Origin of the sequence: Pannonibacter sp. XCT-53 (assembly GCF_009915765.1) — a bacterium.
Taxonomy (GTDB): domain Bacteria; phylum Pseudomonadota; class Alphaproteobacteria; order Rhizobiales; family Stappiaceae; genus Pannonibacter; species Pannonibacter tanglangensis.
Map to the genome: position 1 here is coordinate 1,310,628 of NZ_JAABLQ010000001.1, position 20,308 is coordinate 1,330,935.

17 protein-coding genes are annotated in these 20,308 nt (G+C 68.6%); 5 read left to right on the top strand and 12 right to left on the bottom strand.

All coding sequences use genetic code 11. From position 1 onward, the window contains the following. Nucleotides 1-9: 9 nt before the first annotated feature. Entirely contained in the window at nt 10-1,077 is a 1,068-nt protein-coding gene (locus tag GWI72_RS06025) for a hemin-degrading factor (RefSeq protein ID WP_161672885.1), read from the bottom strand. Nucleotides 1,078-1,405: 328 nt separating this feature from the next. On the opposite strand from GWI72_RS06025, the gene GWI72_RS06030 reads away from it, so the two are divergent. The 5 genes from GWI72_RS06030 to GWI72_RS06050 all read left to right on the top strand — a co-directional run bounded on the left by GWI72_RS06030 (nt 1,406) and on the right by GWI72_RS06050 (nt 6,982). After that, the gene (locus GWI72_RS06030; protein WP_161708127.1) at nt 1,406-3,532 is read left to right on the top strand and encodes a TonB-dependent receptor domain-containing protein; all 2,127 of its coding nucleotides are present in this window, start codon (nt 1,406-1,408) and stop codon (nt 3,530-3,532) included. A 2-nt stretch (nt 3,533-3,534) separates the two neighbouring features. Beyond that, nucleotides 3,535-3,969, top strand: a complete 435-nt coding sequence (locus tag GWI72_RS06035; RefSeq protein WP_161708128.1) for a hypothetical protein — start codon at nt 3,535-3,537, stop codon at nt 3,967-3,969. A gap of 15 nt (nt 3,970-3,984) precedes the next feature. After that, a complete protein-coding gene (locus GWI72_RS20125) occupies nt 3,985-5,433 on the top strand; it encodes a TonB family protein (RefSeq protein WP_244314208.1) in 1,449 nt (482 codons plus the stop codon). 125 nt (nt 5,434-5,558) lie between these two features. Beyond that, a complete protein-coding gene (locus GWI72_RS06045; RefSeq protein WP_209000060.1) occupies nt 5,559-5,834 on the top strand; it encodes a hypothetical protein in 276 nt (91 codons plus the stop codon). Beyond that, complete coding sequence (locus GWI72_RS06050; protein WP_161672891.1) at nt 5,831-6,982, top strand: DUF1176 domain-containing protein; 1,152 nt, start codon at nt 5,831-5,833, stop codon at nt 6,980-6,982. Before GWI72_RS06045 ends, GWI72_RS06050 begins: the two co-directional genes overlap by 4 nt. 224 nt (nt 6,983-7,206) lie before the next feature. On the opposite strand, the gene uraD is transcribed toward GWI72_RS06050, so the two are convergent. The 11 genes from uraD to GWI72_RS06105 all read right to left on the bottom strand — a co-directional run bounded on the left by uraD (nt 7,207) and on the right by GWI72_RS06105 (nt 20,307). After that, nucleotides 7,207-7,725, bottom strand: a complete 519-nt coding sequence (uraD, locus tag GWI72_RS06055) for a 2-oxo-4-hydroxy-4-carboxy-5-ureidoimidazoline decarboxylase (RefSeq protein ID WP_161708129.1) — start codon at nt 7,723-7,725, stop codon at nt 7,207-7,209. A 14-nt stretch (nt 7,726-7,739) separates the two neighbouring features. Next, nucleotides 7,740-8,921: a urate hydroxylase PuuD gene (locus tag GWI72_RS06060; protein ID WP_161672895.1), complete on the bottom strand. Its 1,182-nt coding sequence runs from the start codon at nt 8,919-8,921 to the stop codon at nt 7,740-7,742. A gap of 319 nt (nt 8,922-9,240) precedes the next feature. After that, nucleotides 9,241-10,305: a BMP family ABC transporter substrate-binding protein gene (locus tag GWI72_RS06065; protein ID WP_161672897.1), complete on the bottom strand. Its 1,065-nt coding sequence runs from the start codon at nt 10,303-10,305 to the stop codon at nt 9,241-9,243. Nucleotides 10,306-10,411: 106 nt separating this feature from the next. Next, nucleotides 10,412-11,326: an ABC transporter permease gene (locus GWI72_RS06070; protein ID WP_161672899.1), complete on the bottom strand. Its 915-nt coding sequence runs from the start codon at nt 11,324-11,326 to the stop codon at nt 10,412-10,414. Then, nucleotides 11,319-12,410 carry an ABC transporter permease gene (locus GWI72_RS06075; protein WP_244314209.1) on the bottom strand — a complete coding sequence of 364 codons (1,092 nt, stop codon included), beginning with the start codon at nt 12,408-12,410 and terminating at the stop codon, nt 11,319-11,321. The genes GWI72_RS06070 and GWI72_RS06075 overlap by 8 nt, the downstream gene beginning before the upstream one ends. Next, nucleotides 12,407-14,035 (bottom strand): ABC transporter ATP-binding protein, encoded by a 1,629-nt coding sequence (locus tag GWI72_RS06080; RefSeq protein ID WP_161708131.1) that lies wholly within the window; start codon nt 14,033-14,035, stop codon nt 12,407-12,409. The genes GWI72_RS06075 and GWI72_RS06080 overlap by 4 nt, the downstream gene beginning before the upstream one ends. Nucleotides 14,036-14,068: 33 nt before the next feature. Next, on the bottom strand, nt 14,069-15,064 hold the full coding sequence (gene xdhC, locus GWI72_RS06085; RefSeq protein ID WP_161708132.1) for a xanthine dehydrogenase accessory protein XdhC: 996 nt from the start codon (nt 15,062-15,064) through the stop codon (nt 14,069-14,071). Continuing rightward, entirely contained in the window at nt 15,061-17,397 is a 2,337-nt protein-coding gene (xdhB, locus tag GWI72_RS06090; protein ID WP_161672907.1) for a xanthine dehydrogenase molybdopterin binding subunit, read from the bottom strand. The genes xdhC and xdhB overlap by 4 nt, the downstream gene beginning before the upstream one ends. After that, nucleotides 17,381-18,868 (bottom strand): xanthine dehydrogenase small subunit, encoded by a 1,488-nt coding sequence (xdhA, locus tag GWI72_RS06095; RefSeq protein ID WP_161708133.1) that lies wholly within the window; start codon nt 18,866-18,868, stop codon nt 17,381-17,383. The genes xdhB and xdhA overlap by 17 nt, the downstream gene beginning before the upstream one ends. Nucleotides 18,869-18,871: 3 nt before the next feature. Beyond that, nucleotides 18,872-19,222: a hydroxyisourate hydrolase gene (gene uraH / locus GWI72_RS06100; protein WP_161672911.1), complete on the bottom strand. Its 351-nt coding sequence runs from the start codon at nt 19,220-19,222 to the stop codon at nt 18,872-18,874. Between the two features lie 140 nt (nt 19,223-19,362). Continuing rightward, nucleotides 19,363-20,307, bottom strand: coding sequence for a LysR family transcriptional regulator (locus tag GWI72_RS06105; protein WP_161672913.1), 945 nt, complete (start codon nt 20,305-20,307; stop codon nt 19,363-19,365). Nucleotide 20,308: the final 1 nt, after the last annotated feature.

The following is a 20,308-nucleotide window of genomic DNA, read 5'->3' on the forward strand; positions in this document are numbered from 1 at the left end:
ACGGCCTCCTCAGGCAACCGCGCGCTGCGCCACGCGCGGCAGGTGCTCGACCAGTTCGCGCCAGTCTGCCCGCTCGCCCCTGCCCTCCTTGCGCAGGCCGAAGAACTGGATGATCTGCTGGCCATCGGCGTCATAGGCCTCCAGCGACGTGACATGACCCTGATCGGCGTTCTTGCGCACGGCCCAGACCTCGGCAATGTGGTCAAGGCGCAGATGCAGGTGGAAGGTGGGGTCAAGGACATTGATCCACGGACCCATTTCCTTGATCTGGCTGACCGGGCCGGAGTGGATCTGGATGCAGCCCCGATTGCCGACGAAGCACATGATGGGGATGTCGTTGTCTGCCGCCAGCCGCATCATCGCACGGACCGCGTCGCCATCGACCTTCCAGGCCCAGTCGTCACCGGCCAGTTCCAGCGCATTCAGGCGGTGCAGCTCGAGGTCACGCAGCAGTCCGAAGAACTGGTGCGGATCGGTCATGGCGCTCCAGCGCCGACGCAGCTCGGTCTCCTTGGCGGTCTCCAGCGCCGGCCGCTCCGGTCGAAGGGCCGCGACCGGTTCCACACCAAGTCCCGCGCTCTGGTCGGGATGCCGCAGGCTCGCCACGACGGCCTCATAGGCCGCCACATCGGAGGCCGGGCGCAGGTGGATCTTGTGCACGGCATCGCCATGGGCGTCGAACACCTGGATGCTGCGGCGCGGACCGGAGTCCCCCGGCTTTTCCACGGCAAAGGCGTGCACCCAGTGGGACGGGAACATGCGCGTATCAATGGCACTGCCCAGCATCATGGCCGCCCGGCTGCCATCGACAAACTTCTCGAACGGCCCGATCTTCTCGTGCACCGCGCTTTCGTTGCGCGTCAGGGCCATCACCTCCCCCACCGTCTTCATGCCGTTGCAGATCGTCGACAGGGACGGGGTCAGGCGCGTGACGCCCGCGCCGCAGAAGGCGGCGACAAGTTCGGCTTCGGTCACGCCCAGGTCCCGGGCGAGATCCCGCTCGCGGCGTTCCGGGTGGGCCGCAACGGCAGCGCGAATGGCCTCTGCTCCCGGGCGCGGGCTGGTGGTCGTGGTCATGGCAATCCCCTCCTGATGCACGGCGGCCGCCCTCTGCGACCGGTGCAGGCAGTCAACTTGCGTTCCGTCGGAACGTGTCCGTGAGACCGGCCCGACCGCCCTTGGAGCTGGGGATCACCTGGCGGGGAGTGGCACATGCCGGTCCTGGTGTGACATCGCGGCCGCACGGTCCTGGACAGCCGCACCGCGGTCACCGCTCAATAGTTGACTTCAATATTCATCTTTTGTATCGACCGCAATACCTGAATGCGTTATTCAGGAAATAAGCAAGGGTTCAAGGGACAAGCGAGCGGGAGAGCCAGCCAGTCCGCACTGCAGGGGTAGCATCATGTCGGCTGGCAAGCGCTTGGCATTCCTCATGGGCGGCGTCGCCCTCCTCTCTCTGACCGTGGCGACCCCGTCGCTCGCGCAGCAGGCGGAGGCGCAAAGGTCGGCAGCGCCGGAGGCGCAGAAGTCGGCCGCGACGGCGCTGCAGCGCATCGTCATCGGCGCCGGCCAGGAAAAGGTGGCGATCGACACGCCGCAGGCGGTCACCGTCATCGACCAGGAACAGATCGACGACGAGCAGGCCACCACCATCGGCGACATCTTCCGCCAGACGCCCGGCGTGACGATCATCGGCACCGACCGCGTCGGCGGTCAGGGCTTCAACATTCGCGGCGTCGGCGCGGCCAATGCCTCGGACGAATCGACCATCATCATCACCGTGGATGGCGCGACCAAGTTCTACGAACAGTACAACATGGGCTCGTTCTTCTCCGATCCGGAGCTCTACAAGCAGGTCGAGGTGCTGCGCGGGCCGGCCTCCTCCACCCTGTACGGGTCGGGCGCCCTTGGCGGCGTGATCAACTTCGTCACCAAGGATGCCTCCGATTTCCTGTCGCCGAACGAGAAGGTCGCGCTGCGGCTGAAGTCGATGCTTGATTCCAACAAGGAAGGCCTCAGCACGTCGGCCATCCTGGCGGCGCGCCTCGGCGAGCAGACCGACGTTCTGGTCAACGGCAACTTCCGCCGCTCCAACGACTACCTGACCGGCTCGGGCGCCAAGGTGCCGGGCTCCGGCTTCGAGGCCTTCTCGGGCCTTGCCAAGGTCACGCATCATTTCGGCGACGCCAACGAACAGAGCGTGCGCCTGTCGTACCAGCGCTGGCAGAGCGACGCCGACAACACGTCCTACGCCCAGAACCGCACGATCACCGACTTCGGCAACATCGACCGCGAGATCACCGACCAGACGCTGGTGTTTGCCTATGAGAACCCCGCGCAGGGCAATCCGTTCCTCGATCTGAAGCTGAACCTGTCCGTCTCGGACACCAAGGTCGTGCAGGACAAGGCCACGGCCCGCATCCCGTCGCCGCTGTTTCTCGACAGCGAGTATGGCTATCGCACCTGGCAGGCCAAGCTGGAGAACACGTTCGAGACGACCGGCGACACCTTTGCCAACTTCCTGACGCTCGGCACCCAGCTCTCCTATCAGCAGCGGACCGGCAAGACCAAGGGCGGCACCGGCTGGGTCGACTTCCATCCGGAAGGCACCGACCGCAAGATCGGCGTCTTCCTGCAGAATGAGTTCATCTGGAACGAGAAGCTGACGATCATTCCCGGCGTGCGGCTCGATCACATCGCGCTGGACCCCGACAGCCGTATCCCCGGCGCCCGGTCGCAGTCGGATCTCGCCTTCTCGCCCAAGATCGCGGCCATGTACAAGTTCACCGAGAGCTTCTCGATCTTCGGGTCGCTGGCCCGCACCGAACGCCTGCCGACGCTGGACGAAATGTTCTCCACCTCCGCCCGGCCGACGCGCCCCGGCTCCACGTTCCCGGGCGGGCGGACCGTCAGCCTTGGCCTGAAGAAGGAAAGTTCGCTCAACTACGAGGCCGGCTTTGCGGTGTCCGGCCGCGACCTGATCCAGGACGGCGACGCGCTGCAGTTCAAGACGACCGGCTTCTACAACGACCTGACCAACCTGATCGCGGTCAACCCGCTCAACAACCTCCGGGTTCCGGTCCCCTACTACGTCAACATCAACCAGGCGCACATCTACGGCGTCGAGTTCGAGGCCGATTACCAGTCGCAGTACGCCTTTGCCAATCTCGCCTACAGCATCCTGCGCGGCAAGGACGAGAAGACCAAGCAGACCCTGGCCTCGATCCCGGCCGACACGGTTGCCGTGACCCTCGGCGCGCGGGTGCCGGACTACAACCTGTCCTTCGGCTGGCGCGGCCAGTTCGCGACCTCGATCTCGACCGGGCAGACCACCGGGCCCTTCGCCGGGTACGCCGTCCATGACGCCTTCCTGTCGTGGAAGGGCGACGAGGCGACCCAGTTCAAGGGCTGGGAAGTCCGCGCCTCGGTCGAGAACATCTTCGACAAGCGCTACCGCAACAACCTGGCCGGGGATGACGGTCGCGGGCGCACGTTCAAGCTGACCTTCAACAAGCAGTTCGGGTGGTAAGAATGCGATTTGCACGTCATCTGGGTGTCGCCTCGGCGGCAGCGCTCACGCTCACGGCCCTGCTCGCGACCCCGGTCAAGGCTGCGGAGCCCAAGGGGATCGGGCTGGAGCTGAACAAGGTTGCAACCGTCAACGGCGGCTGCCTACTCACCTTCGTGGCCAGCAACGCCACCGGTGCGGCGCTGGCCGCGGCCGGCTTCGAGTTCGTGCTGTTCAGCAAGGACGGCGTGGTCGACCGCATGACCGTGTTCGACTTCGGCGCGCTGCCGGAGGGCAAGACCGTGGTTCGCCAGTTCCAGATCGCCGGTGCCCCTTGCGAGGGCTTCGGCTCGATCCTCGTGAACGGGCCTTCGGGCTGCGGCGCGGCGGCGGCAGCCCCGCTTTGCAGCGCCCCGCTCACCGCGTCGAGCCGCACCGCGGTCAGCTTCGGCCGCTAGCCAAGGAGACGGGCCATGCAGCGCGGCGCAGTCCAGGCCAGACCAGAACCGCAGGCCGGTCGCGCCGAGGCTGGCCTGACCGCTCCCGGGCGCGCGGCCTTTCCGGGGCCCGGCGAGGCGCCAGATCCGGTCTGGCCGGCCGGCGTCCTCGTGCCGATGCGCTGCGCACCGGTCGCAGGCGCGGCCGAGCCGGACCCGCAGGCGGGCCGGCTCGACTTCGGTCCCGCGCGCCTGTCAGCCGCCGGCGCGACGGAGCATCCGGCCGCGCCGCTGCCTGTTGCCGGCGGACCGAGGATGGTGGCCGGCGTGGCTCAGGGTCCTGCTGCCCCACGCCGGCTCTGGCTCGTGGCCTCGCTCCTCCTGCATGCCTCGGTCTTTGCTGTCGGCCTGACCGCCGTGGAAGAGGTTCTCATTGCCGGAGGCGGTGCGCGGATCGATGCGACGCCCGGCACGGCCATCGAGACCTTCGTCGTCAGCGGCGACGTGGTGTCGCGCAGTGCGCTTGCCCCGGCGACGCCCCCGCCCGCCGATCCTGTGCCGAGCGCATCGGCCGCCCCCGTGCTTCAGCCGGTCACGCCCATGGCGCACCCGGTCACCGAGGCTGTTGCAGACCCTGCTCCCCCGGTCGCGTCTCTGGTCACGTCTCTGGTCGCGTCTCTGGCCCCTTCCTCCGCGCAGGCCGAACCGGTGACGCCGACGGTGAGTGCCCTGTCGCCGGACACGGTTGCCCCGGCAATTCTGACTGCGGTGGGTGCGCTCGAGAGCGTCGCGCCGCAGTCGCTCGCCGCAGCGCCGGCGCAGACGGTCACCGCGCGGGTCCCGACCTCCGGCCCAGTCCAGGCGTCCGTCCAGACGTCCGTCCAGACATCCGTGCAGACACCTGTCCAGTCGTCGGACCAGACACCGGCCGCGACATCGGCCCAGCCGGCCGAAGCGGTGACCGCGCGCCTTGCCGCCCTGCCCGACCCGTCCGCGTCCGCCAGACCGAGGCCGACGCAGACCAAGCCGGCAACGGCCCGGCCTGAAAAGCCGAAGCCGGCGACGACCCGACAGCAAAGGACCGATGCCGCGCAGACGCCGGTGACGCCGTCTGCAGCCGGAGGCGCCGGCGGGCAGGCCTCGGCCACCGCACTGGCCGGCGGCGCCGGGCGGATCGGCACGGGCGAGGCAGAAGGCAATGCTGAGGTCTCCAACTATCCGGGCCTCGTGTCGCGCGCCTTGCGCCGCGCGCTCTACTATCCGCCGTCGGCCAAGCGCCGCCGCCTGACCGGTGAAACTCTGGTGTCCTTCGTCGTGGCGAAGGGCGGCGCGGCCTCCTCGATCCGGGTGGCGCGCAGCTCCGGCGTGCCCGAACTGGACGAGGCCGCGCTTGAAACCGTGCGCCGGGCCGCGCCCTTCCCGGCCATTCCCGCTGCTGCCCGCCGCGACACCTGGACCTTCACCATCCCGATCGCCTTCCGCTGAGCCGGTCCGCACGGCCAGACGCCCGCTGCCCGAGCCACGCTGGTGCAACCGGGCGCTTGTGAAACGGGGCGCTCCTGTCCTATGACTCTCGACAGGCCGCCTGCCTGCGGCCGCGAGGGGCATTCATGAGCAGCGTTTCATCCCCGCCCGAGCCGGTCCCGGCTGACGGCGACATCGGTGCGGCGAGCCTGGCCGGCGGACTTGATCCGGCGCTGCGCGGCAGCCTGTGGCGGCATCGCAAGACGCAAGGGGTGTACCGCATCGTCGGTCGATGCCGCATCGAGGCCAGCGGGCTTCACGCCTTTCTCTATCAGGGCCAGGACGGAACCATCTGGGCCCGGCCGGTCGACGAGTTTCTCGACGGCCGGTTCGAGCGTCTCACGGGGGAGCAGGACGCATGACCACAGCCGCAGTCTTCCGTCGTCTTCTGTGCGCCGCCGGGGCGCTGCCCCTCGCGCTGCTGCCCTTTTCCGCGCCGCTGGGGGCGACCGAAGTGGTGCTGCAGGACGGCGCCTGGACCCTCAGCTGCGATGCCGAGGCCCAGTGCACCGCCGAAACCTTCGTGTCGGTCGGGGAGCGAGACTACCTGCGGCTGGCGCTCGAACGGCCGCTCGCGCCGGCGGCGGACATGGTGCTCGAGTTCCAGTCCTCCCTGACCCCGCCGGTCGGCGGCAAGGTGCGGCTCTGGGTGCCGAGCCAGGACTACCGCATGGTCGGCGACATCACCCGCGAGCCGGACGAAGGCAAGGTCCGGTTCGGCGGCATCGTGCCTGACGAACCGATGATGCGCGCGCTCAAGGCCGGCGACGCGGCGACCGCCGTGCTGGAACTGGCCAGCGGGACCAAGGTGGAAATTCCCGTGCCGCTGGATGGCTTCACTCCGGTCCTCGCGCTGATGGACGATCATCAGGGTCGCGTCGGCCGCCAGGATGCCCTGATCATTTCCGGCCCCCGCCCGGCCGACAGCGGCAGCTTCCAGCTGGCGCTGCGCCCCGGCGGCACGGAGACGATCCAGTCCAGCGTCAGCGATGACCGCCGCGTGCGCATCATCGAACGCCGGGCGGTCACGGACCTGGCAGAGGTGCCCGACCGGGTCCGCGAGGCGGCGACCTCCGATCCCGTCTGCCCGCTTTCCGACACGCTGCCGGCCCTCGGCGCCACCTATTACGGCATCAACGAGACCAGCGGCATCTGGGAACTGCCCTGCTTCCTGGGGGCCTACCAGGGCACCTCGGTCTATGTCTATTCGGTGCTCATCGACGGCGATCTCAACGCGGCCCTGCTGCATTTCCAGGGCCCGCCGACCGGAGAGCCGACGGAAGACCCGGAAATCATCAGCCCGTCCTTCGACCCGGCGACGTCCGTGCTCACCTCCTTCGCCCGCGCCCGGGGCATCGGCGACTGCGGCCGGCTCGTGACCTACGAGCTGGTCTATCTGGAGGGCGAGAGCATCGGCTGGGAAGCCCTGACGCTGCGGGAAAAGAAGGACTGCAACGGCGTCGACGACGCGCCGGAGTCCTATCCGCTGATCTGGAGCCGCGACGGCTGAGCCAGCAGCTCCGCCCGTCACGCTTGCCAGACCTTGGCCAGACCTCGACCTCACCGAAGTCATCCCGGCCAGGCGCAGCGCCGAGCCGGGACCGGAGAGCCGGGGCCTCTATCGTTCAATGAGTTATCCTGGGAGAGACCGTGGCTGTCCTGTCCCGGGTCTCCGCTTCGCGCGCCCGGGATGGCGGCCGGGGGTCTGTTTGCAGCCCTGACTGGCCGGATCGCCTAGTCTTCCACACGGTCCTCGAGCCGGAACCGGAAGATCCGTGCGATCTGCGTCAGCGCCGTGTCGAACTCCGTGTCCGCATCGTGATGGAGCCGGGTCTCGAAGGCCGCCAGGATCAGGTCCTTGGTCGCGCCCTTGACGGCGAGGATGAAGGGAAAGCCGAAGCGGGCCTTGTAGGCCTCGTTCAGCGCCGTGAACCGGGCAAATTCCTCCGGGCTCAACCGGTCAAGACCGGCGCCGGCCTGTTCCCTTCGCGAGTCCTCGGCGATCTCGCCGCGCACCGCCGCCTTGCCGGCAAGGTCGGGATGGGCGCGGATCAGCGCGAGCTGCCGCTCTCGCGGGGCCCGGCGCATGGCTGCGGCAAAGGCCTCCACCAGCGCCGCGCGGCTGGCAAAGGGCGCGGCCCGTGCCGCCTCTTCCGCCACCCACGGCGAGTGCTCGGCCACATCGCCGAACTGCGCGACGAAGGCCTCGGCGGTCAGGGCGTTCACGGCCGCAAGGGCCAGGGGTGTCGTCATCGTCCCCGCTCCTCCTACTTCTGCTGCGTGATCCAGGCACCAAGGGTCTGGCGCTCCGCGTCGGTCATGCCGGTCTCGTTGCCGAGCGGCATGGCGTCGGACTGGACCGCCTGGGCCATGATCTGGTCCGCGTAGCGGCGCAGGTCTTCCACCGTTTCAAGGCGCACTTCCTTCGGGGCCTCGGTGAAGCCTTCGTGGGTCGGGGTTGCCGCATGGCACATGACGCAGTGCTGCTGGCTGATCTTCAGGGCCTCCGCATCCGCGACCGTTCCGGCGCCCGAGAAGTCGCGCGGCGCCGTCATCACCAGGGCCACGGCCAGGCCGGCAGCGGCCGAGGGCAGCGTCCACCAGTAGCGGGCGAAGGGATCGCCAGCCTCGTGACGGTTGAGGAAGTGGCGCACCATGCCCCCGATCACCAGCACGAGCGCGACCAGCAGCCAGGCATGCGGATGGCCGGTCAGCATCGGATAATGGTTCGAGACCATCATCAGGAGCACGGGCAGGGTCAGGTAGTTGTTGTGCACGGACCGCTGCTTGCCCATCTGGCCGAGCTTCGGGTCCGGGGCCTCGCCCCGCAGCAGGCTGCCGACGATCTTCTTCTGGTTCGGGATGATCACCCCGAAGACATTGACGGCCATGATCGTGCCGATGAAGGCCCCCACGTGAATGAGCGCGCCACGGCCGGAGAACACTTGCGTGAACAGGTAGGAGGCGCCCAGGATCAAGGCGAACAGGCAGACCGCGAGCAGCGGCGTGTTGCGCCCGATCGGCGAGCGGCACAGGCCGTCGTAGATGAACCAGCCCGCCACAAGGCTGAAGACCGAGATCAGCACCGCCTCGCCGGGGGTCATGGCGACCTTGGACGGGTCGATCAGGAAGGACGAGGCGTTGAAATAGTACTGGACCACCAGCAGCGCGAAGCCGGTCACCCAGGTGAGGTAGGCCTCCCACTTGTACCAGATGAGGTCCTGCGGCAGGTAGGAGGGAGCGACCGTGTATTTCTCGACATGATAGAAGCCGCCACCATGCACCTCCCAGGCGGTGCCGTAGACGCCCTCGCGCATGCCGTCCCGCTTCCGGAGCGCCAGGTCGAGCGCGATGAAGTAGAACGAGGTGCCGATCCAGGCGATGCCGACGACCAGATGCGCCCAGCGGAGCAGCAGGTTGAGCCAGTCGGCAGCGAAGGTCATCATCATGGCGAACTCTCTGGAGTGTCGTGGTCGGGTGGCGCTCCGGCCGGACCGGCCGGCACGCGGGAGCCTGAGCCGCCGGCCCGGACGGGTCGGCAGCGCGGCGGTGATCGGTCTTTTGCGCAATCGGCCCTTGCCAGGGGTCCGGCCCGTGCGGGCGGTCCGTCAGACCCCCGCCCCTGTTGCTGGCCCAGTTCCCGGTCCCGGTCCTGATCCGGGCCCGGGCCGGCGGACACCGGTGCGGCCCATGGGCGATCTCCAAGGGGGCGCTCTCCAAGGGGGCGATCTGCAGGGACGGCGGACCGCCCCTGCAGACGGCTTGACGTTACTGCGGCAGCTTGTCGTCGATGCCCTTGACGTACCAGTTCATGCCGAGGATGGCGGCGTCTTCCAGGCGGACGCCTGCGGCGGCGGCCTCGGTGCCGTCCTGCTTGGTGATCGGACCGGTGAACGGCTCCCAGCCGCCCTTGATCTTCTCCTCGGTTGCCTTGGCCATGGCGGCGACGTCAGCCGGCATGTTGGTGTAGGGCGCCATCACGACATGGCCTTCCTTGAGGCCGTGCCAGGTCTGCTTGCTTTCCCACTTGCCGTCGAGCACGGCCTGCACGCGCTCGATGTAGTACGGGCCCCACTCGTCGATGATCGAGGTGAGCTGCGACTTCGGCGCAAAGGCGATCATGTCGGAGGCCTGTCCGAAGCCCAGCACACCACGCTCGGCCGCCACCTGCAGCGGTGCGGTGGAATCGGTGTGCTGCGAGATGATGTCCGCGCCCTGGTCGATCAGCGCCTTGGCCGCATCGGCTTCCTTGGCCGGGTCGAACCACGAGTTGACCCAGACGATCTTGACCTTGAAGTCCGGGTTCACCGACTGGGCGCCGAGCATGAAGGAGTTGATGCCGGAAACCACTTCCGGGATCGGGAACGAACCGATGTAGCCCGCGGTGCCCTTCGTCGACATCTTGGCCGCGATCTGGCCGAGGATGTAGCGGCCCTCGTGGAACTTGGAGTTGTAGGTGGCCACGTTGGCTGCGGTCTTGTAGCCGGTTGCGTGCTCGAACTTCACGTTCGGATACTTCTGCGCCACCTTGATGGTGGGGTTCATGTAGCCGAAGGAGGTGGTGAAGATGATGCCGCAGCCTTCACGGGCGAAGCGCTCGATCGCGCGCTCGGCATCCGGGCCTTCCGGCACGCTTTCCAGATAGGCGGTCTCCACCTTGCCGGCGAAATGCTTTTCCATCGCCTGGCGGCCCTGGTCGTGCTGGTAGGACCAGCCGAAATCACCCACCGGGCCGACATAGACGAAGCAGGCCTTCAGGTCTGCGGCCTGGGCGGCCGTGCTGGCGGCAGCCAGCGCAAGCGCCGCGACGGCGGCTTTCAGGATGTTCTTCATGTGACACTTCCCCTTCGACTTGTCGGTTTCGGTCCGACGCTTTCGCGGATCCTGGTGAGGTCTGCCGGGACCGGACCGCGACGGGCCCCGGCGGCTGGCCTTTCGGTCAGCGATCGGGAACGAACGGCTTGCCGAGACAGGCGGGCGTGTTGACCAGCGTCAGGCGGCGGTTCGAGGAAATCAGCACCAGCACGAGGATGGTGGCAAGATAGGGCAGGCTCGACAAGAGCTGCGAGGGCACGCCGGCACCGATCGCCTGTGCGTGGAAGGTCAGCACCGTCACCGCACCGAACAGGTAGGCGCCGATGACGACCCGCCAGGGCAGCCAGGAGGCGAACACGACCAGCGCCAGCGCGATCCAGCCGCGTCCGGCCGTCATGTTCTCCACCCATTGCGGCGTGTAGGCGAGCGACATGTAGCCCCCGGCCAGGCCGGCGCAGGCACCGCCAAACAGGATCGCGAGGAAACGCACCTTCAGCACCGACAGGCCAAGCGCGTGCGCCGAGCTGTGGTTGTCGCCAACGGCACGCAGGATCAGCCCGATGCGCGCGCGGGTCAGCGCCCAGGCGACGGCGGCCACCAGCGCGAAGGAGGCGTAGACGATCGGGTCCTGGCTGAACAGCACCGGTCCGACGAAGGGAATGTCGCTCAGGAACGGGATGTCGAGCTTCTCCAGCTTCAGTCCCGGCACGCCGATGAAGGCCTCGCCGATGAGGCCCGAGAGGCCAAGGCCGAGCAACGTCAGCGCCAGCCCGGTCGCCACCTGGTTGGTGACCAGCACCAGCACCAGAAACGCGAACAGGGCAGACAGCGCCATGCCGGCAGCAATGGCCCCGAGGACACCGAGGGCCCCCGATCCGGTCACGTTGGCGACCGCAAAACCGGTGACGGCCCCCATGATCATCATGCCCTCGACGCCGAGGTTGAGGACGCCGGAGCGTTCCACCACCAGCTCGCCGATGGCAGCCAGCAGCAGCGGTGTGGCGGCGGTGATCACGGTCAGCAGGATCGCCTCAAACATGGGCGCGCTCTCCCTTTGCGGTCTGACCGGACTGCAGCTTGATCCGGTAGAGGATGAGGGTGTCGCAGGCGAGCACGAAGAACAGCAGCATCCCCTGCACGACGCTGGCAATCTTGTCGGAGATGCCCATGGAGGCCTGCACGCCCTCGCCGCCGATGTAGCTCAGCGCCAGCACGAACCCGGCGACCAGGATGGCAAGCGGATTGAGACGGCCGAGGAAGGCCACGATGATGGCGGTGAAGCCGTAGCCCGGCGAGATTGTCGGCTGCAGCTGGCCGATGGAGCCGGCCACTTCCATGATGCCGGCAAGTCCGGCCAGTGCGCCCGACAGCAGGAAGGCAAAGACGGTCATGCGCCGGGAGGAAAAGCCGGCGAAGGCGCCGGCGCGCGGGCTCTCGCCAAGCACCCGGATCTCGAACCCCTTCAGGGTCCGGGCAAGCAGCACGGACAGGAGGATCGCCACGGCAATGGCGACCAGCAGCGACACCGACAGGCGCCCGTCTCCCAGCGTCGGCAGGGTCGCAGCCGCCGAGAACAGCGCGGATTCCGGGAAATTGAACCCGCCCGGATCGCGCCACGGGCCGCGCACCAGATAGTCCAGCGCCAGGTTCGCCACATAGACCAGCATCAGGCTGACGAGGATCTCGTTGGTGTTGAAGCGGGTCTTGAGCAGCGCCGGGATCAGCGCGAACAGGGCGCCGCCGACGGCCCCCATCAGCAGCATCAGCGGCAAGGTCAGCACGCTCTCGAAGGCCGGGACCATGATCGGCAGCACCGATCCGGCGATGGCGCCGACGACGAACTGGCCTTCCGCCCCGATGTTCCAGTTGTTCGACAGGTAGCAGACCGAGAGGCCGCAGGCGATCAGCACCAGCGGCGTCGCCTTCACCAGCACCTCCTGCAGCGACCAGCTGTCGGTCAGGGGCTCGATGAAGAAGGTATAGAGGGCAAGCGCCGGATCGTGGCCTGCGGCCGCAAACAGGATGCCGGCGGAGACCATGGTCAGGGCGACCGCGATGACCGGCGACAGGCCCGTCATCAGGCGGCTGTGTTCGGCGCGTTTGACGAGAACGAGGCGCATCATGCTCTCCGGGCTGCAGTCGACGAGCCGGTCGGGGCAGCGGCTTCCGCACCGCCGGCCATCAGCAGGCCGATGCGTTCGCGGCTCATGGCAGCAGCCGGTTCGGCCAGCGACAGCTGGCCGCGCGAGATGACCGCGATCCGGTCGGCGATCTCGTAGATCTCGTCGAGGTCCTGGCTGATCACGAGCACGGCCGATCCCTTGCGGGCGAGATCGACCAGCGCCTGGCGGATGAGCGCGGCCGCGCCGGCATCCACGCCCCAGGTCGGCTGGTTCACGATCAGCACGCCGGGATTGCGCGACAGCTCGCGTCCGACGACGAATTTCTGCAGGTTGCCGCCCGATAGCGCGCGGGCTTCCGGGTCGTCATGCGACATGCGCACGTCATAGACCTGCTTGATGCGCCGCTCCATCGCTGCCATGGCCGCAAAGGCGACGAAGCCGCCCTTCACCAGACCGTCACCGGTCGCATGGCGGGTCAGCAGCAGGTTGGAGGACAGCCGGAAGCCGGGAACGGCGCCATGGCCGAGCCGTTCTTCCGGCACGAAGGCCGCGCCGCGCTGGCGCCGGCGGGTGATGCCCTCGTTGCCGCAGGCCGTGCCGTCGATCTCGACCATGCCGGGCGCGGTGCGTCGCTCGCCGGTCAGCGCATCGAAGAGTTCGCCCTGCCCGTTGCCGGCCACGCCGGCAACCGCCACGACCTCGCCAGCCCTGACCTCGAGCGTCACGTCGGTCAGCGGCACGGCGAAGGGCGTGGCCGCCGGCAGGCTCAGGCGGCGGGCGGCGAGCCGCGTTGCCGCTGCCCCGGGGGCCTGTGCTGCGGCCGCCACATGGGCGATGTCGGCCCCGACCATCATCCGCGCGAGCGAACCGGGCGTTTCCCGTGTCGGGTCGCATTCGGCGACCACCTTGCCGTGACGCAGGATTGTGGCGTGGTGGCAAATGCGCTGCACCTCCTCCAGGCGATGGCTGATGTAGAGGACAGCGCAGCCCTCCGAGGCCAGACGCTTCAGGGTCAGGAACAGCTCGTCCGCCTCCTGCGGGGTCAGCACGGAGGTCGGCTCGTCCATGATGATGAGACGGGGCTGCTGCAGCAGGCAGCGGACGATCTCGATGCGCTGGCGGATGCCGACGGGCAGGTCGGCGACAAGGGCGTCGGGGTCGAGCGGCAGGCCGTAGTCGCGCGAGACGGCGCGGATCCTGTCGGCAAGGCTGCGCATGGTTCCGGGCTTTTCCAGCGCCAGCGCGATGTTCTCCGCAACGCTGAGGGCCTCGAACAGCGAGAAATGCTGGAACACCATGCCGATGCCGAGGGCGCGCGCGGCGGCGGGCGAGGCCACCCGGACCTCCCTCCCCTGCCAGGTGACGCGGCCTGCGTCGGGCTGCAGCGCCCCGTAGAGGATCTTCACCAGCGTTGACTTGCCGGCGCCGTTCTCGCCGAGGAGGGCATGGATCTCGCCCGCGTTGACGACCAGGTCCACGTCGGCGTTGGCGGCGACGGCGCCGAACCGCTTGGTGATCCCTTGTGCCGCAAGCAGGACGTCGGCGCCCGCGCGCCGGCCGCCGCTGCCACCGCCCGGCGGAGCTGATGTCCGTTGCTCATCGGCTGCTGCAGTGCTGCTGTCCACGCCGTCCCCCCGAAGTTCCCACGCCTGGCCGTGTTATTGTCTGAGCCCTGAGCCTAGCGCAAGGGTCTGATTGGATAAGCTTTCCGCGTTTGCTGCCTCATTTGTGACCAGCAGTTCGACCGCAATCGACGCCGCGATGGCTGCCGGCAGCTTGGAGGCAACGCCGCCAGCGCCGACCGGGCAGACCAGGGCTGCAACTGCCGCAGGGGCGAGGCCACGTTTGCCAAGCCGGCTGACAAACCGGGCCCGCTTGGTCGCGCTGCCGATCACGCCGACATAGGGAAATCTGCCCGTTCTCAGCGCCGCCGCGGCGATGTCCTCGTCCAGCGCATGCGAATGCGTCATGATCAAAACAAAGGCATCCGCCGGCGCCTTGTCCACCAGATCCGCTGGCCGGTCATGGGCGATGCAGGTCAGGTCGCCCGGCATTGCCGCCGGAAACATCTCGGGCCGGCTGTCGATCCACGTCACCGCGAAGGGCAAGGGCGCGAGCGCCAGCACGACCGCCCGTCCGACATGGCCGGCCCCGAACAGCCACACCGGCCGGTCCGTCGCGCCGAACACCTCAAGGATCGCGCCATCGGCGGCCCGCGTGAAGGCGGCAAGGGGCCCGCCCGTGTCCGGGGTCTGGACCTTGCGCAGGCCGGTGACCGGATCGCGCCGGGTCACAAACCGTCCGCCCTCGGCCTCGCGCGCCGCAAGGGCCGACACCTCGCCCCGGTCCGCGACCGAGAAGGTCTCGATCGCCACATCGACCCGCCCGCCGCAGCACTGCCCGAGGTCCGGGCCGAGCGAGACCCGGCGGATCACAAGCTCGCGCCGTCCGGCGGCCAGTGCGGCCATGGCCCAGCGGATCGCCTCGAACTCGAGCGTGCCGCCGCCGATGGTGCCGCTGAGGCTGCCGTCGGCGCGCACGATCATCCGCGCGCCCACCTCGCGCGGCGCCGAGCCGGCCACCTCGGCCACGGTGACGAGGGCGCAGGCCCCGTCCCGCTCGAGACACCCGGACATCCGGCGCCACAGGCTCATGCAGCTCCTCCCGACTTCATGGCACGAACCGCCTTCAGGATCGCCTCGGGCGTGGCCGGCGCATCCAGCGGCGGCACGTGCCCGGGCCGCAGCGAGGCGATGGCGTCGGTGATGGCCGAGAAGACCGAGTTAGCCAGCATCACCGGCGGCTCGCCGACGGCCTTGGAGCGGTAGATCGTTTCCTCCGGATTGCCCGGGCTGTCGTAGAGGCGCACGTCGAAATGGGCCGGGATGTCCGAGGCGGTCGGGATCTTGTAGGTCGAGGGCGCGTGGGTGCGCAGCCGCCCCTGGTCGTCCCAGACCAGTTCTTCCGTCGTCAGCCAGCCCATGCCCTGGACGAACCCGCCTTCGATCTGGCCGATGTCGATCGCCGGATTGAGCGAGCGGCCGACGTCATGCAGCACGTCGACCCGGTCGACGACCATTTCGCCCGTCATGGTGTCGATGGTGACCTCGCTCGCCGCCGCCCCATAGGCGAAGTACAGGAACGGGCGGCCGCTGGCGCTGTCGCGGTCCCAGGTGATCTTCGGGCTGGCATAGAAGCCTGCATCCGACAGGTGGATGCGGGCCTGATGCGCCGCGCGCGCCAGCTCGGCCAGGGAGACTTCGGTGTCGCCGGCAAGGACCCGGTTGTTGCGGAACACGACGGTCTCCGGCGGGCAGGCATAGCGCTCGGCCGCCAGCGCGACCAGCCGCTCGCGGATGGTCCTCGCCGCGTTGCGGGCCGCCATGGCATTGAGATCCGTGCCGGAGGAGGCGGCCGTCGGGCCGGTGTTCGGCACCTTGGCAGTGGTCGTCGCGGTGATCGCCACCTTGTCGAGGGTCACTCCCAGCTCGTCGGCCACGACCTGGGCGACCTTCTGGTAGAGCCCCTGCCCCATTTCCGTGCCGCCATGGTTCAGGTGCACCGAGCCGTCGGTGTAGAGATGCACCAGCGCGCCGGCCTGGTTCAGATGCTTCAGCGTGAAGGAAATGCCGAACTTGACCGGGGTCAGGGCAAGCCCCTTCTTGAGGACATGGCTGCGGGCGTTGAAGGCGCGCACCTCATGCCGGCGCTGCCAGTAATCGGTCCGCTCCTCCAGTTCCTCCACCACCCGGTGCAGCGTCTGCCATTCCTCCACCGGCATGCCGTACGGTGTCAGATTGCGCTCGGCCGTGTAGAAGTTGCGCTTGCGCACCTCCAGCGGGTCGAGCCCGAGGGTGATGGCGATCGCGTCGAGCATCCGCTCCGCGGCGAGCATCCCCTGGGGGCCGCCGAAGCCGCGGAAGGCCGTGTTGGAACAGGTGTCGGTGCGCAGGCGCCGCGACCGGATCACGGCATCGGGATAGAAATAGCTGCTGTCGGAGTGGAACATCGACCGGTCCACCACGCCAAGCGACAGGTCTGCGGAATAGCCGCAGCGGGCCAGCAGCGTCATGTCGACAGCCTCGATGCGGCCGCTGTCGTCATGGCCGACGGACCAGTCGACGCGGAAATCATGCCGCTTGCCGGTCATGATCATGTCGTCGTCGCGGTCCAGCCGGATCTTGCAGGGGCGACCGGTGATCCGGGCCGCGAGCGCGGCCAGACAGGCCCACTGGTTGGCCTGGCTTTCCTTGCCGCCGAAGCCGCCGCCCATGCGGCGCACTTCCGCCGTCACCAGCGCGTCCGGCAGGCCGAGCACCTTCGCGACCACATGCTGCACTTCGGTCGGATGCTGGGTCGAGGTGTGCAGCAGCATGCTGCGGTCCTCGCCCGGGATCGCCATGGCGATCTGGCCCTCCAGATAGAAGTGCTCCTGACCGCCGATCCGGAACGACCCCTCCAGCCGGCGCTGTGCCGTCGCAAGCCGGGCTTCCGGGGCCCCGCGCCGGAACTGGTAGTCCGGCAGCACGGTGACATCGGCTGCCAGCGCCTGCTCGACGGTGACGACCGGCGTCGCGGCCTCGACCTCGATGCGGGCCAGCCGGGCGGCGCGGCGGGCCGCGTCCCGGGTCCGGGCCACCACCGCAAAGGCCACCTGGCCGTAGAACAGGATCTCGCCGCCGGCGAGAACCGGGTCGCCGCCAATCGAGGGCGAACAGTCGTTGAGCCCGGGCACATCGGCGGCGGTCAGAACCGCAACCACCTCCGGAGCGGCCCGCACCGCGTCGAGATCCATCGACAAGATGCGGCCACGCACCGCCTGGCGCGCCCAGCCGGGCACCACATGCAGCAGGCCTTGCGGCTCGACCATGTCGTCGATGTAGACGGCTGTTCCCGTCACGTGCTTTTCGGCGCTGTCATGCGGCAATGACCGGTGCACATGGGCGAGCGGCGCGCCGGTCCGGCGGGTGTCATGCGGCGCGTTCATGATCCGAGCCTCCCTGGTGCGCTGCCCCCTTGAGCCGCAGCGGTTCGTCCGCGCCGCTCACCTCCATCAGTGCCTTGGCCAGCAGCGCCCGCGCCGCTTCCATGCGGTAGTCGGCGCTGGCACGCATGTCGGTGATCGGACGGTAGTCCGTGGTGAGGGCCCGGATGGCCGCCGCCCAGGTGCTCGGGTCATCAAGGCTTGCCCCGGCCAGCGCGGCCTCGGCGGCCGTGGCCCGCTTCGGTGTGGCTGCCATGCCGCCGAAGGCAATCCTGGCCTCGCGCAGGATCGGCCCGTCGAGGGAAAAGCGGAAGGCGCCCATGACGGCCGAGATGTCCTGGTCGAAGCGCTTGGAGATCTTGTAGCAGCGGAAGACCTCGTTCACATCGGGCCGTGGCACGAAGATCCCCGTGACGAATTCGGCGGGCCTGCGGTCCTGCTTGCCGTAGTCGAGGAAGAAGGCTTCGAGCGGCAGGCTGCGCACCTCCTCGCCCTGCTGCAGCTCGATCCGGGCCCCGAGCGCGATCAGGGCCGGTGGCATGTCACCGATCGGGGAGCCGTTGGCGATGTTGCCGCCGATGGTCCCCGACGCCCGCACCTGCTTCGAGCCGACGCGCCGCAGCAGCTCGCCCAGATCGGGCGCAAGCCGCGTCAGGGCCGTTTCTGCCTGGGCGTAGGTGACGCCGGCGCCGAGCACGAGGCCCGAGGCCGTCTCCTCGATCCGGTTCATTCCGGCGACGCGGCCAAGATGGATGATTTTCGGAAGCGAGCGCAGGCTCTTGGTGATCCACAGACCGACATCCGTCGCGCCGGCCACCAGTGTGGCGTCCGGGTGCTGGCCGTAGATGGCCGCAAGCCCTCCGACCGTGGCAGGCGCGGCAAGGAAGCTGTCACTCGTGCCGATGAAGATGTCGCGGCTGTCGGCCAGGCGGCGCAGGGCCTCCCGCGTCTCGCCGGCGCGCCAGGAGAAGGCATCGTCGGCCGCCTCGAAACAGCTGGCGAGCGCCGCGTCGATGATCGGGCGATAGCCGGTGCAGCGGCACAGGTTGCCGGCAAGCCAGTCCGTGACGGCCTGCCGGCTCTTCGTCATGCCCTCCGCGTGGTAGAGCGTGAAGAGGCTCATGATGAAGCCCGGCGTGCAGAAGCCGCATTGCGAGCCGTGCAGGTCCCGCATGGCCTTCTGCACCGGATGGAGCCGTCCGTCCGCGCTCAGGTCCTCGACCGTGACCAGTTCCGCCCCGTCGATCATGCCGAGAAGCTGGATGCAGGCGTTGACCGGCTGGTAGACAAGCTTCCCGTCGACGAGCCGGCCGAGGGCAACCGTGCAGGCGCCGCAGTCCCCTTCGCCGCAGCCTTCCTTGGTGCCGGTCGCCCGCTCGGTGAGCCGCAGATAGTCGAGCACCGTGTCCATGGGACCGACGTCGCCCAGTTCGACGATCCTGCCAGCCCGGAGAAATCGGAGGGTGTCGCGCATGGGTCAGCTGCCCCGATAGGTGGAATAGCCGAAGGGCGAAAGCAGCAAGGGCACGTGATAGTGGTCCCTGGCCGAGGAGATGCCGAAGCGGATCGGGATGATGTCGAGGAAGGGCGGCTCGGTCAGGGTGGCGCCGCTGGCCTTCAGGTAATCGCCGGCGAAGAAGCGCAGCTCGTAGATGCCGGGGCCGAACTCGGCTCCTTCCAGGATGGCGCCGTCGACACGGCCGTCCGCGTTGGTCTCCACCCGGCGCAGGCGCGACGGCCGGGGCTCGACGGCCCACAGTTCGATCACGAGACCGGCGGCCGGACGGCCGAGAGCGGTGTCCAGCACGTGCGTCGTCAAACGCCCCATCATTCTTCTCCCTCTGGTGGTGTCCTGCGTTGCGCTTGATGCGCGCCGGTCTGTCGCGGCGGTTTGCCGCAGGGCAACCACACGAAGGTTGCCGCAAAACCTTGGCCGAACATAGAACCATTTGCGAAGCCATTCGATGCCTAAATGGCATCAATCGTCGGCAAATGATCCTTCAACGCGATCATGGCGTGATCGAAGAACATGCCCGGGGCCAGCGCCAGCGCCCGCATCGACGATGTGACGATGACGAAGCGGTCCTGCTGCAGCGGCGCATCGGTGAGCGGGCGGAAGACCAGTGTCCCGGCCTCCAGATCCTTTTCCAGCCCGATTCGGGTCTGGAAGCTGATCACCATCCCGCGCCGGGCGAGCGCGCGCATGAAGGACAGCGAGTTGGCCTCCACATAGGTGCGCAGGTTGCCCGGAATGCGGGCCAGGGCTGCGTCGAGCCGGGTGCGCAGCGAAAGCCCGCGCGCCGGCAGGGCAATCGGGTAGCGCAGGCAGTCCGCAAGGGTCAGCGGCCCGGCGCGCGCCGCGTCATGGCCGGGGGACATGACGGCGCCAATCGGCAGGTCATGGGCAAAGGCGACCGACAGGGCGGCGTTGCGCGGCGGGTCGAAGGTGAAGCCGACATCGGCCTCCGCCGCCTCCACCAGGGCGGCCGCCTGCTGGGCGGAGGTGACCGTCACGGCGACGTGGATGCCGGGATAGGTCTTGCGGAATGTGCCGATGATGTCGGGCAGGATCGTCTCGGCCAGGCTTTCGACGGTGGCAACAGAGACGGTCCCGCGCCGAAGGCCCTTGAGCGCATCCAGTTCGGCGACCGTTCCCTCGAAGTCCGAATAGGTGCGCCGGACATGGGCAAGCAGCACCTCGCCGGCCGGCGACAGGCGCAGGCCGCGCCCCACCCGCTCGAACAGCTGCAGGTCGAGCGCCTCCTCGAGCCACAGGATCTGGCGGTTGACCGCCGACGAGGCGACGTTGAGTTCACGGGCAGCGGCGCGGATGGACCCAAGCTCTGCCACGGCGTAGAAGTAGCGCATCGCCGGCGCATAGAGGCTGCGCGACCGGTCCCCGCCCTGTCCCATC

Excerpts from the sequence above, each read along its gene's own strand:
- uraD (WP_161708129.1), bottom strand. The coding sequence starts at position 7,725 with ATGACGACACCCCTGGCCCTTGCGGCCGTGAACGCCCTGACCGCCGAG.
- GWI72_RS06025 (WP_161672885.1), bottom strand. The coding sequence starts at position 1,077 with ATGACCACGACCACCAGCCCGCGCCCGGGAGCAGAGGCCATTCGCGCT.
- GWI72_RS06060 (WP_161672895.1), bottom strand. The coding sequence starts at position 8,921 with ATGATGATGACCTTCGCTGCCGACTGGCTCAACCTGCTGCTCCGCTGG.
- GWI72_RS06050 (WP_161672891.1), top strand. The coding sequence starts at position 5,831 with ATGACCACAGCCGCAGTCTTCCGTCGTCTTCTGTGCGCCGCCGGGGCG.
- xdhA (WP_161708133.1), bottom strand. The coding sequence starts at position 18,868 with ATGCGCGACACCCTCCGATTTCTCCGGGCTGGCAGGATCGTCGAACTG.
- uraH (WP_161672911.1), bottom strand. The coding sequence starts at position 19,222 with ATGGGGCGTTTGACGACGCACGTGCTGGACACCGCTCTCGGCCGTCCG.
- xdhC (WP_161708132.1), bottom strand. The coding sequence starts at position 15,064 with ATGAGCCTGTGGCGCCGGATGTCCGGGTGTCTCGAGCGGGACGGGGCC.
- GWI72_RS20125 (WP_244314208.1), top strand. The coding sequence starts at position 3,985 with ATGCAGCGCGGCGCAGTCCAGGCCAGACCAGAACCGCAGGCCGGTCGC.
- GWI72_RS06035 (WP_161708128.1), top strand. The coding sequence starts at position 3,535 with ATGCGATTTGCACGTCATCTGGGTGTCGCCTCGGCGGCAGCGCTCACG.
- GWI72_RS06065 (WP_161672897.1), bottom strand. The coding sequence starts at position 10,305 with ATGAAGAACATCCTGAAAGCCGCCGTCGCGGCGCTTGCGCTGGCTGCC.
- GWI72_RS06030 (WP_161708127.1), top strand. The coding sequence starts at position 1,406 with ATGTCGGCTGGCAAGCGCTTGGCATTCCTCATGGGCGGCGTCGCCCTC.
- xdhB (WP_161672907.1), bottom strand. The coding sequence starts at position 17,397 with ATGAACGCGCCGCATGACACCCGCCGGACCGGCGCGCCGCTCGCCCAT.
- GWI72_RS06075 (WP_244314209.1), bottom strand. The coding sequence starts at position 12,410 with ATGATGCGCCTCGTTCTCGTCAAACGCGCCGAACACAGCCGCCTGATG.
- GWI72_RS06105 (WP_161672913.1), bottom strand. The coding sequence starts at position 20,307 with ATGGGACAGGGCGGGGACCGGTCGCGCAGCCTCTATGCGCCGGCGATG.
- GWI72_RS06070 (WP_161672899.1), bottom strand. The coding sequence starts at position 11,326 with ATGTTTGAGGCGATCCTGCTGACCGTGATCACCGCCGCCACACCGCTG.
- GWI72_RS06045 (WP_209000060.1), top strand. The coding sequence starts at position 5,559 with ATGAGCAGCGTTTCATCCCCGCCCGAGCCGGTCCCGGCTGACGGCGAC.